At 40.5% G+C, this 11,519-nt stretch carries 9 protein-coding genes; 5 read left to right on the forward strand and 4 right to left on the reverse strand.

Going from position 1 to position 11,519, the window contains the following annotated elements; translation table 11 throughout:
- Nucleotides 1-226: 226 nt before the first annotated feature.
- The 3 genes from Q0192_RS06210 to Q0192_RS06220 are packed head-to-tail and all read left to right on the forward strand — an operon-like array spanning nt 227 to nt 3,115.
- Entirely contained in the window at nt 227-1,399 is a 1,173-nt protein-coding gene (locus Q0192_RS06210) for a glycosyltransferase family 87 protein (protein ID WP_299287711.1), read from the forward strand.
- Nucleotides 1,396-2,352: a glycosyltransferase family 2 protein gene (locus Q0192_RS06215; protein WP_299287714.1), complete on the forward strand. Its 957-nt coding sequence runs from the start codon at nt 1,396-1,398 to the stop codon at nt 2,350-2,352. The genes Q0192_RS06210 and Q0192_RS06215 overlap by 4 nt, the downstream gene beginning before the upstream one ends.
- Complete coding sequence (locus Q0192_RS06220) at nt 2,333-3,115, forward strand: polysaccharide deacetylase family protein (RefSeq protein ID WP_299287717.1); 783 nt, start codon at nt 2,333-2,335, stop codon at nt 3,113-3,115. Before Q0192_RS06215 ends, Q0192_RS06220 begins: the two co-directional genes overlap by 20 nt.
- A gap of 49 nt (nt 3,116-3,164) precedes the next feature.
- Here the strand turns inward: Q0192_RS06220 and Q0192_RS06225 are convergent, their stop codons facing one another.
- On the reverse strand, nt 3,165-3,890 hold the full coding sequence (locus tag Q0192_RS06225) for a hypothetical protein (protein ID WP_299287720.1): 726 nt from the start codon (nt 3,888-3,890) through the stop codon (nt 3,165-3,167).
- Between the two features lie 344 nt (nt 3,891-4,234).
- Between Q0192_RS06225 and Q0192_RS06230 the strand changes: the two genes are divergently transcribed.
- Nucleotides 4,235-4,864, forward strand: coding sequence for a TMEM175 family protein (locus tag Q0192_RS06230; RefSeq protein ID WP_299287723.1), 630 nt, complete (start codon nt 4,235-4,237; stop codon nt 4,862-4,864).
- A 39-nt stretch (nt 4,865-4,903) separates the two neighbouring features.
- Here Q0192_RS06230 and Q0192_RS06235 read toward each other — a convergent pair whose 3' ends face one another.
- The 3 genes from Q0192_RS06235 to Q0192_RS06245 all read right to left on the reverse strand — a co-directional run bounded on the left by Q0192_RS06235 (nt 4,904) and on the right by Q0192_RS06245 (nt 10,407).
- Complete coding sequence (locus Q0192_RS06235) at nt 4,904-6,304, reverse strand: dihydrolipoamide acetyltransferase family protein (RefSeq protein ID WP_299287726.1); 1,401 nt, start codon at nt 6,302-6,304, stop codon at nt 4,904-4,906.
- A gap of 37 nt (nt 6,305-6,341) precedes the next feature.
- Entirely contained in the window at nt 6,342-7,598 is a 1,257-nt protein-coding gene (locus tag Q0192_RS06240; RefSeq protein ID WP_299287729.1) for a competence/damage-inducible protein A, read from the reverse strand.
- Nucleotides 7,599-7,764: 166 nt separating this feature from the next.
- The gene (locus Q0192_RS06245; protein ID WP_299287732.1) at nt 7,765-10,407 is read right to left on the reverse strand and encodes a putative LPS assembly protein LptD; all 2,643 of its coding nucleotides are present in this window, start codon (nt 10,405-10,407) and stop codon (nt 7,765-7,767) included.
- A 180-nt stretch (nt 10,408-10,587) separates the two neighbouring features.
- On the opposite strand from Q0192_RS06245, the gene Q0192_RS06250 reads away from it, so the two are divergent.
- The gene (locus tag Q0192_RS06250) at nt 10,588-11,436 is read left to right on the forward strand and encodes an N-acetylmuramoyl-L-alanine amidase (RefSeq protein ID WP_299287735.1); all 849 of its coding nucleotides are present in this window, start codon (nt 10,588-10,590) and stop codon (nt 11,434-11,436) included.
- The last annotated feature ends 83 nt before the right edge of the window (nt 11,437-11,519 follow it).

Raw genomic sequence — 11,519 nt, forward strand, 5'->3', positions numbered from 1 at the left:
TCCTATCGTAAAATTTATAATGCTTCTTTTATGCCTGTAATTTTTGTGTTTGATATTGTTATCGTACAAGTACAAAAAATATAAAACAACAATAATTTTTATGTGGTAAAAGAAGCATCAGCAACAGCTTGAATAAATTTTAGACAAATACCCCATCTCCTTTTTTAACTATCTTACTGTTCAACAAATTTTTTATGTTTGCGAACTGTCAACACCAATCAAACCCATGCCTTCTGCCCTAAACTTCCTTCTTAAAAAAAGCACGGTACTTTTTTTATGGTTTGGATTGAGTTTTTTTGCAGCCATCAAACAAGCTTTTGGCCATCATTACAACAACTACCTCATCTACAAATTCACCTTTTTCAACCTTGTTCATCAGCATAATTTATACCTTCCGCAGCCAGAGCATTTTTTGGATGTAAACCACTATGGGCCCCTGTTTGCTTTGTTTATAGCACCTTTTGTTTGGCTGCCAGATTCCTTGGCCGTTGTATTGTGGATCATGTTTAATGCTTGGGTTTTATATCAAGCTATTGCTCACCTTCCTATTGCTAACCAGCATAAAGCCATTGTATTATTGCTTTGCGCACATGAACTGATGACTGCTTCTTTTGGCGACCAATTTAACCCTTGTATGGCTGCTATTATTTTAGGCAGCTTTATTTTGATCAGGCAGAAAAAAGATTTTTGGGCCGCTTGCTTAATTATTTTAGGCACTTTTATCAAGTTGTATGGCATTGTCGGTTTGGCGTTTTTCTTTTTTTCAGATCAAAAAATCAAACTCATTTTAAGTTTGCTATTTTGGTCGGTTGTTTTTTTTGTACTGCCGATGGCCATATCGTCCCCGGCCTTTGTGGTGCAAACTTACCAGGATTGGAAAAACGTATTGATTGAAAAAGATGCACAAAACGCAGTATCTGTTATGCAGGATATTTCTGTTATCGGCATGGTTAGGCGTATTTTTTTGCTGCCCAAAATTTCTGATCTGGTGGTTTTGCTACCGGCCTTGGCACTTTTCGGCTCTTCTTACCTGTTTATCAAAAAATACCAAACCATCTCTTACCAATTGCTTATTTTAAGTTCGACACTGCTGTTTACTGTGCTTTTTAGTTCTGGTTCCGAATCGCCAACTTACATTATCGCTTTTGTTGGCGTTGCCATTTGGTTTGTTAATCTGCCAAAACCTGTAACTAAAATAGAAATTGCTTTGCTGGTTTTTGCGTTTGTTTTAACCAGCCTTTCGCCTTCTGATATTTTTCCTAAATTCATCCAAACCCAGTATGTGGTAAAATATTCTTTAAAAGCGTTGCCGTGTTTCTTGGTTTGGTTATATGTAGTTTATGAAACCTGGACAAGAAACTCTGTCTCAGAAACCGAAAAAGCGGAATTAGCCGTATGAAAAAATTAGTTTCCATCGTGGTTCCATCGTTTAACGAAGAAGGTAATGTGGAAACGCTTGCGTCAAAGCTGATTGCTGTTTTTGAAAAACTGCCTTATCAATATGAAGTTATTTTTGTGGACGACGGCAGTTCTGACCATACGTTGGATAAACTAAAAGCACTTTCAACCAACATCGGCGACCATTTTTTTTACTTGGAACTTTCCCGCAATTTTGGCCATCAAAATGCTTTAAAGGCCGGTTATGATCATGCCAGCGGCGATTGCATTATTTGTATGGACAGTGATTTGCAACATCCGCCCGAACTAATCCCACAATTTTTGCAGAAATGGGAAGAAGGCTACGACATTGTTTATACCACCCGCGAGTATGCCGATGAAGCTACTTTTTTTAAGCGCAAAACTTCGGATATTTATTACCGCATCATCAATTCTTTGTCAGATACAAAACTGGAAAAAGGAACGGCAGATTTTAGGCTGATTGACCGAAAAGTAGCAAACGTATTGGCGCAACTACCTGAAAACGGTTTGTTTATGCGCGGTTTGATTCGCTGGTTGGGCTTCCGACAATATGCCATCAACTACGTGTGCGACCCGCGTTTTTCAGGAAAAAGCAAATATACTTTCAAACGCATGGTTCGTTTTGCAGTGGAGGGTATCACCGCTTTCAGCGTTCGTCCGTTAAATATTGCCATTGGTATCGGTTTGTTTTTTGCTATTGCCGCAGTATTGTATGTGCCTTATATTTTAATCAGTTATTTTTCCGGCCATGTGGTTTCCGGCTGGGCCTCGCTCCTGGCCACCATTGTGTTTTTCGGTGGCTTGCAATTGATGGTGATGGGCATTATCGGTTTGTATTTGGGCAAATTGTTTATGCAGGCCAAGCAACGCCCAAATTATATTGTCCGTTCTTCTAACCTGGTAAAAATTAACCATGATTTTATTAAGCTTTGATATTGAGGAGTTTGACATGCCGTTTGAATATGGCAAAACTATTTCTTTTGAAGACCAATTAGCAATTTCAACAGAAGGAACGAAAAAGATTTTAGCTTTGTTAAAACAGCATGAAATTAAGGCAACCTTTTATTGCACTGCCAATTATGCCTTAAATAAGCCGGAAATTATTCAAAAAATTGTTGCCGACGGACACGAAATTGCTTCTCACGGTTATTACCATTCGGATTTTAAGGTGGAACATTTAAGGCAATCAAAAGAAGCATTGGAGCAGTTGACCGGATTGCAGGTTTCAGGTTACCGTATGGCGCGGATGATGCCGGTAGACGAGCGGGAAATTTTTAAAGCAGGCTACATTTATAATTCTTCCGTCAACCCAACCTGGTTGCCTGGCCGGTACAACAATTTCAACAAACCGCGCACCTGGTTCTTTAAAGACCAAGTTTTACAATTGCCGTCTTCGGTTACGCCGGTTGTTCGGTTTCCTTTGTTTTGGCTGACTTTTCATAATTTGCCTTTAAAACTAATCCAATGGTTATGCTATCAAACTTATAAAAAAGATGGCTATCTAAATTTGTATTTTCATCCATGGGAATTTACCAACCTAAACCAACCCGAACGTTTTAACTTTCCAAATTATGTAGTAAAAAATACGGGCGATAGCTTTGTGGATAGGATCTCTAATTTTATTGGTTGGGCAAAAAGGAAAAAATTAAAATTCTCAACCACCAATTATTTCATAAAAACTGTAATTAATAAATAGTTTATTACCAATTTATTATTCCAAAAAATAGTATTAAACTAATTCCGATTTAAGCTTTTGTGTTTAATGCTTTTTGGATTTTTCTTAGCACAGCTTCTACGATCAACAAATCTTCTTCGTCATCAATGGAAATTTTTGTATCAATTCCTGGCCCTGAAATTTGCAGTTCATAGTTTACTGATTTTAGGCCGATAAAAGAAGCATTGGTTTTCGGTGCTGTTTCTTCAACAGGTTTTTCCGCTTCTACTTTTACAACTGGTTTTTCAAATCTGGCTGTGTTTTGCTCTGTTGCTGTAACTTCTTCGTTTGCCGGATCTAAAACAGCAGAACCGTTTAATAAACCATACGTTTTTAAACCATCTACAAAATAACCTGCAACACGGCCTGCAGTATTTTCTTCTACGCCAAACTCCCGGATTAATATTTTGTCGAGCATTTCGGTTGGCAGTTCTTTACCTTTAAACCTATCATATAACAAAGAAAAAATTTGCGGGGATAAAAAAGCCTTTCTCAGCAAATCCAACCTTTCGCTATTGGTATAAGAATGTTTGATTAGTTTATATTCTTCAGTTGTAGTAATTAAACCTTTTTCAAAGTTTACCAATTTAAATTTTTGTGACGAAGAAATGATCACCATAAAACCGCCGCTTACTTTGCGCTGCATTTTTTGTGCACAGTTTTCTATGGTACAACTTCCGCCTAAAGCGTTTACAGCATCAGCCAAAGCATAAGCTTTTTGAAAAGAAGCCAAAGGATAGTTTAAGTTTTTAGGCATAACGAAAGTATTGTTGAGATTATCAAAAGTAATAAATAGTAGGAATAGTAATAGAATAAAAATGGTTTATAATTAAACCAAAACACATTTTTAAAAAAACCAAAGTTTATCCTATTATCTTTATTAATTTTAACCGTATAAAAACAGTATGAAAAATCTAACACTTAAATTATCTGTTCTGTCAATCGTATTGGTATTGGCATCCAGTTGCAGCAAACAACAGTATCGGGCCAGAAGCAAAAGATACCCGCACGATATTTCAAAAAAACAATAACCCTACTCTGGTTAATGCCAACCAATAGCACTGAACAAAATGTTGGCAGTTGTGTTAGCTGAAATACAACATGAATAAAAACAGGCTTGAAGCTTTTTCGGATGGTGTATTTGCTATCGTGATTACCTTGATCGTACTAAATGTAAAAGTCCCGGATGTGCATATTGCCAATAACAACCAGCTTAACCAAATCATCCGGGCTGCAGCACCAAAGCTTCTAAGTTTTGGTTTTAGTTTTTTGGTAATTGGTATTTTCTGGATCGCGCACCACCGCATATTTAGTTTTGCAAAGGTAGTTGATACGCCTTTGCTTTGGCTCAATTTGGTTTATCTGATGTTTAATGCACTCATCCCTTTTCCGGCTTCTATTTTGGCTGATAACTTTTTTATGCCAACAACCATTTTAATTTATACCGGTACTTTGTTTTTGATTTCGATGATGCACTTTATCATCCTTGAATACATTATTAAACACGAGGACGTAAAGCACGAAGCCCTGACTAAAAGTATTTACCGTTCTGCAACGCGATCTGCCATTATTGGCCCGGTTTGTTTTATTTTAGCAGCAGCAAGTAGCTTTGTCAGTGCTTATTTGAGTTTATTTTTTGTAACCTGCGCCTTGTTTTTTTCTATTTTTATCATTGGCAAAAACAAAGTCAGTAAAAAACTAATTGCTGTAGCCAAAGAAGAATTAGAATAGTAAAAAACCAATACTGATTTTATGCCGGTAAAAGAAGCATCAGATTTCCCGCTTCGGATCCCAGTTCTCTAAATAATCAGAAATTTTCTTTAAAAACATGCCGCCTAACGCGCCATCTACAATCCTGTGATCGTAGGAAAGCGACAAGTACATCAAATGCCGGATGGCAATCATATCGCCGGTTTCGGTTTCGATAACGGCCGGTTTTTTCTTGATCACGCCAATTGCCAAAATAGCAACCTGCGGCTGGTTGATGATCGGCGTGCCCATAATGTTTCCGAAAGAACCGATATTGGTAAGGGTAAAAGTTCCGTCTTTTATTTCTTCGGGTTTCAATTTGTTGTTGCGCGCACGGGTAGCCAGGTCGTTGACGGATTTTGTTAAACCTAACAAATTCAACTGGTCGGCATTTTTAATCACCGGTACAATCAGGTTTCCGTTTGGCAAAGCCGTGGCCATGCCAATGTTGATATTTTGCTTTTTGATGATTTGCGTTCCATTTAGCGAAACATTCACCATCGGCATCGCTTTTAACGCTTTGGCAACTACTTCCACAAAAATTGGCGTAAAGGTTATTTTTTCGCCTTCCCGTTTTTCAAAAGCCGTTTTGTGTTTCTCGCGCCAAAGCACCAAATTGGTAACATCGGTTTCGATGAAGGAAGTTACATGGGCTGCAATTTCCTTGCTGCTTGTCATGTGTTCGGCAATTATTTTGCGCATCCGGTCCATTTCGATGACCTCATCTCCAGCAGAAACGGTAGCCACAACACGTGAAGTTGGTTTATTTTCCGCTTGCAATGCTTCTTTTACCGGTGTTTTTTCGGCAACAGTTTCCGTTGGTTTTGTTGGATTTGAAGTTTGTGCCGAAGCTTTTTTGTTTTGCAAATAAAGCAGCAGATCATCTTTGGTCAATCGGCCTTCGGCTCCGGTTCCCGAAATTCGGTCGAGTTCTTCCTGTTTGATATTTTCCTGCGCAGCAATACTTCTTACCAAAGGCGAATAAAAACGGATACTCTCTTTTACAGGGTTTTGTGCAAGTGGTTTAGGTTCCAAAAATTCTAAACCCGGAAGGTTTACAGGCAATGCTTCTTTTACCGGTACTTTTTCTTCGGATACTTCTTTTACCGGCTCTTTTTCAGGCTGAGTTATTTGTGCTGGTGTTTCAACCGGTTTTGGCGTTTCTGCTTTTTGCCCGTCGGGTTCGGTTTCTATTTGTGCGATAACCGCGCCAACCTGTGCCACTTCATCTTCTTTAAATAATTGCGCTACCAATTTGCCTTTTACCGGTGAAGCTACATCCGAATCCACTTTATCGGTTGCGATTTCAACCACCGCATCTTCGGCTTCAACCATTTCGCCGGGTGCTTTCAGCCATTTAATTACGGTGGCTTCGGCAACACTTTCGCCCATTTTAGGCAGTAACAATTCGTATAGCGCCATTATTTTTTATTGGTCCAAAAGTACAATTTATTGTGGGTTATACAATTGGTTCGCGCAGCAGTTTAAGCAAATCGCCCATGGCCGTGATGGCCGTGCGTTCGATATTCTGAATGCGTTTGTTGCCGAAAACATATTTTTTGGCAATAGTTTTTCCTTTTCGCGCAACACCGATCCAAACCGTACCAACAGGTTTTTCGGGCGTTCCGCCGTCCGGGCCGGCAATCCCGGTAACGGCAACGGCATAGTCAGAACCAAAATTTCGCAAGGCACCTTCCACCATTTCGCGTACGGTTTCCTCACTCACTGCTCCGGTTTCCCACAACGTATCGCTGTTTACGCCCAGCATTTTCTCTTTCATTTCGTACGAATAAGAAACCGCGCCGCCCAAAAAAACGCTGGAAGCGCCAGGCTGGCTGGTAAACAAATGCGCCAAATAGCCGCCGGTACAGCTTTCGGCCAAAGCTAAAGTTTGCTTGTTTTTTGCCATTAAAAGAAGTATTGCCTTTTCCAGCGGAATATCTTCAGTTGCGGCAACGGTTTGGCCTAAGCGGTTGATGAGTTTTTGAGTTTGGGTTTCGAGTTCTTGTTTCAGCTTTTCTTCGTCCGCATCAGCATTTCCATAAGCGCTTAACCGCAAACGCACGGTTCCTAATTTAGGAAGATAAGCCAGTTTAATTTCGGGCGGAAGCTGGTCTTCAATATCTGCAATTCGCGCAGCTAAAAACGATTCGCCTTCGCCGACGGTTAAAATAGTTTGGTGTAAGATTTTGGGCAGGGCAAAAGTTGCTTTCAGTTTTGGGATCACCAAATCTTCCATCAGATACATCATCTCGTGCGGAACGCCGGGCATCGAAACATAAACTTTTCCATTTTCCTGAAACCACAGGCCCGGCGCGGTGCCGTTTTTATTAAACAAAACTTCACAATTTTCGGGAACATCGGCCTGACTGATATTGACATCCAACAACGGACGGTTAAAACGGGCAAAAATCTGGCGGACGTGTTCTAAAGTTGCCTCATCGCGTTTCATCCCAACGCCAAAATATTCGGCCAAAGTTGTTTTGGTGATGTCGTCTTTTGTCGGGCCTAATCCGCCGGTCATCAAAATTACATCGGCACGTTGCGATGCTTCTTTTATGCCGGTCAAAATATGTTCGCGGTTATCAGAAATGGAAGAAATTTGTTTTACGCGGATGCCAATTGCGTTTAATTGCTGCGCCATCCACGCCGAATTGCTGTCTACAATTTGCCCGATCAGGATTTCGTCGCCAATCGTAATAATTTCTGCTAACATGTTTTGAGCCTGTTTAAAATTTATTTATTAAAGTTTCCATGCTTCTTTTACCCTATAAAAATTGGTGTTGAAATCAGCCTAAACAAATCAAAAATTCAATACGCACCAATTTTTATAGGGTAAAAGAAGCATTCCGGATTTTTTTGTTGTACAGATTTAACCAAGCTTAATAATTGTTGTAGTAATCTTTCCGCTTGTTCAGTTTCAATGTTTGCAAAATACTGGCTTTTACGCGCAAATCAACGCTGTAATATTTGTAATAACCAAACGGGATCCATTGAAAAGCCAAATCCCAGCAGTGCAAATCGCGGTAAATGGATAAGGAAGTTGTGGTTATTTTGTTTAGGCGGAAATCGTAACCGGAAGTGTATTGCAGTTTCCATTTCGGCGTAACGTTAAAATCGCCGTTCACGTTCATGGTATTGGTGATGTTGGTCGAAATCCCCGAATTGTAATAAGAGAAATTATAGTTCATGGAAACATTCCATGGAATGTTAAAATCAACAAAAGCATTCGGGTCGCGGTTAATCAAAGCTAAAGCGTTGGCCTGCTGCGGGTTCATGCCATTAATGGTATTGTTTAAATTCTGGTTTTTTTGCTGGTTCTGGTTTTTGATGCTGTTTGAATTCAGGCTGAAATCCATGGAAAGCGAAAAAGAGGTGAGCTTTGGCAACTTCCCGTTTTCTAAAGTGTATTGGTTAATCGTTCTAACATATTTAACCAATTGCCCGTTGCTAATCGAATCCCGGACAATCGTGGTGTAAGGGTTGAATATTCCGCTGAAATTAACGCCCAATTTTTGGTTGAACAAAGCCGTACGGCCGGAAACACTGATGGGCGAAAGTTTAAGCGAATCGGCCAGTAAATTGTAAAAAGTAGAAAAAGAAAGCCCTTGCAAAATAGGCACTTTACGATCGGTATTGGTGGTATCGGTACTTTTGGCCCTTACTTTTGCTTCAACGGTATTGTCAACACTCAGGTTGATGCCGGCAGAACGGCCGCCGGAAGGGCCGGGATAAAGCCCGTTGTCAAAAATAGAATAACGGGTTACGGCATAAGGATATGGGATTGCCGGGTTGCTCACCACATTGTGGTAATAACCATAAGAATCGCTATTGTAATCGGGCCGGTAAGCAAAACTAAGCGAAGGCGTCATGGTATGCCGGATCGCTTTCAGCCTTCCACCTTTAAAGTTTAATGTACCGTAAACCTTGGTGGATAAACCCGTACTTACACTGTATGAACCCGCACGGCGAAACCCGGCAACGGTATCGGTAACCAAAGAATCCGCGCCGCTGGTATTTCCCCTGGCATATCTTTTTCTGACGGTTTGAAGTAAATCCACTTCGCTGTAATTGAAACTTGAGCTGAACTGGAAGTATTTCAAAACGTTTAAACTCAAACTAACCGGGATGGTTTGGTTAAAGCCGTTTTGAAACCGTTTTAAAACCGCTTTGGTTAAAAACTGCGATTCCGGTATCGCACTTACCCGGTTATCGCCGGTAAGGGTATATTGCACATTAATGCGCTGGTACCATTTCTGATCGCCAACACGGTTTTTTGTATCAAAAGGATTGATGCTGGCCATGTTAAACGTAAAACTCGGCAAATCCAGATCAATAGTCCCTTTCGACAAATCCTGACTATGATTAGCGCTCATTGTAAGATTAAACGGCGTGCCCAACCAGGTTTTACTATAGGCAATGCTTGACCTTAGGTTGTTTTGGGTTAAAGCAGCTAAATTGTAGTTAACGGTACTGGCGTTATTACGATAATAGGTCTGAGTACCGGCATTTACCGATGCACTGAAAGTTGAACCCGGGCTTGCGTTTGGGTTTTGGGTATGCGCCCAGCGGATGTTAAAATCTTTTGCTGCCGGGTCTGTTTCCAAACCGTATTTATGGTAGCCAAAACTTAAAGCCAAATCGCCGGAATATTTGTAGCGGCTTAAATAGCGCGCATCGGTACTCAGCTCGAAAGAACCTTTGGAGTAAATGGAGCCGTAATTGGTAATGTCCAGGTTATCATTTATACCGAGATAATAACCAAAATTGCGCAGGTTAAAGCCCAACTGTGCATCTTCGCCAAAACTTGGCAAGATAATACCCGAAGTCCGTTTGTCAGGTTTCGGGAAAAACCCGAACGGAATGGCAATCGGCAAAGGCACGCCTTCAATTTCAAGATAAGCCGGCCCCGAAATGATCTGGTTTTTTTCGGCAATACCTTTGGTGATGATGATCCCAAAATGCGTATCCGGATAAGGCAAATTACAGGTACTGAAAAGGATGTTGCGGTAAGCAATTTCGTCTTCGTTCAGCTTTTTGGCCTGTCCGCCCGAAATATAATTGCCCTGCTGTTCCGAAAATGCCTGGTAAATTTTTGCTTTCTTGGTTACATAATCAAAAACCAAAGAATCGGCAGTTACCGGGCTTTCATTTTTTTGTTTGAGGATGGGCTTGCCTGTATAACGTTTGGTTTTCGGGTTGACAAAACCACGGGCATAAGCCAGGTGGTTTTTCTGGTCAAGTTTGATATAATCTGCATCAATGGCTGCATCTGCATACGTGATCCGGGCCCGGCCGTATAAATAAACAATATTATTGGCCTGGTCCATACGAATTGAATCCTCTGCAGCGTATTTAACCGTAGAACTTAACCCGCCTTTGGATTTTGAAGTATCGGTTTTGGTGGTGTCTTGTTTTGCTTTGGATGCTGTTTTTACCCCTGTTTTTTTGGTGCCGGTTTTTCTTTTGGAAGGAACAGAATCTCGCTGCAAAAACCGTTTGTCTCTTTTTTTAGCAGAATCCAACTGAATTATCGTATCATTAACCCTTGGCGTATATTTTCGGGCTAATCGCGAAATTGAGAATGAAAAAGCGGAAAAAAAACAAATACTGGCAAGCAGTACAGGAAAAAGAAACTTTATAAATCTCAAAATCGATTTCGAATATTATTTTTGCAAAACAAGTTGTGTACGGTCTCAAAATTAATGAAAAATAGAACATTGAAAAGGCTCATTTATTGTTTCCCGCTTTTTATACTTTTTATCACTACTGCTTCTTTTATCGAAGAAAAACCGGTAAAGCCGGACACCACAGAAAGCAACCGTTTTAAACTAAAAACCATTGTGGTTGATGCCGGGCATGGTGGCCGCCGAGCCGGTGCCGCCGGTTCTTTTTCATTGGAAAAGGATGTTACGCTGGCCATTGCATTTAAGTTGCAAAAAGCGATACAGCGCGAACTAAAAGACATTAAAGTGGTGATGACACGCACCAACGGCGAAGATGTAGACTGGCAAAAACGCTCTGACATTGCCAACGCAGCCAAAGGAAACTTGTTTATTTCGATCCACTGTAACTCTTTGCCCGATAAAATTGAAACCGTACGCGGCAAAAGGACACGCGTTCCCGACCGCTCCGGCAAAGGTGTTTTGATATTGGTTTATGGTTTTCACCGCACAAAGGAAGAGGAAAAGGCAATCCGCGAGAATTTGATGGACGAAAAAGACGCCAGCGAAATGAATAGTGCTTTTGACCCCAACGACCCAACTTCCACTATTTTATTAAATGCGTATAAAAATAAATATCGTAAACAAAGTATCCGTTTTGCTGATTTAGTGAACAAGGAATTTGTTGAAACCGATGGACGCCACAGCAATGGTGTAATTGAGCAGGGTGTTTTGGTTTTATGCCATAGCGCAATGCCATCCATTTTAGTGGAAACCGGTTTTATCAACAACCCGGACGATGAAAAGTATTTAAACTCGGAAGAAGGACAGGAAGAAATTGTTAACTCCATTGTCCGTGCCATTATCAAATACCGCAAGGAAAACGAATAACAACAAAAATTAACCCCATAAAAAAATCAATATTTTGAAAGTATCAAACGAAACCAAAATCGGCGCACTTACGGCCATCGCCA

It is taken from the genome of uncultured Mucilaginibacter sp. (assembly GCF_937859865.1).
Taxonomy (GTDB): domain Bacteria; phylum Bacteroidota; class Bacteroidia; order Sphingobacteriales; family Sphingobacteriaceae; genus Mucilaginibacter_A.

What these genes read in the sequence shown, in the direction of transcription:
- Q0192_RS06230 (WP_299287723.1), top strand. Translation starts at nt 4,235, where the DNA reads ATGAATAAAAACAGGCTTGAAGCTTTTTCGGATGGTGTATTTGCTATC.
- Q0192_RS06215 (WP_299287714.1), top strand. Translation starts at nt 1,396, where the DNA reads ATGAAAAAATTAGTTTCCATCGTGGTTCCATCGTTTAACGAAGAAGGT.
- Q0192_RS06210 (WP_299287711.1), top strand. Translation starts at nt 227, where the DNA reads ATGCCTTCTGCCCTAAACTTCCTTCTTAAAAAAAGCACGGTACTTTTT.
- Q0192_RS06225 (WP_299287720.1), bottom strand. Translation starts at nt 3,890, where the DNA reads ATGCCTAAAAACTTAAACTATCCTTTGGCTTCTTTTCAAAAAGCTTAT.
- Q0192_RS06235 (WP_299287726.1), bottom strand. Translation starts at nt 6,304, where the DNA reads ATGGCGCTATACGAATTGTTACTGCCTAAAATGGGCGAAAGTGTTGCC.
- Q0192_RS06220 (WP_299287717.1), top strand. Translation starts at nt 2,333, where the DNA reads ATGATTTTATTAAGCTTTGATATTGAGGAGTTTGACATGCCGTTTGAA.
- Q0192_RS06250 (WP_299287735.1), top strand. Translation starts at nt 10,588, where the DNA reads ATGAAAAATAGAACATTGAAAAGGCTCATTTATTGTTTCCCGCTTTTT.
- Q0192_RS06240 (WP_299287729.1), bottom strand. Translation starts at nt 7,598, where the DNA reads ATGTTAGCAGAAATTATTACGATTGGCGACGAAATCCTGATCGGGCAA.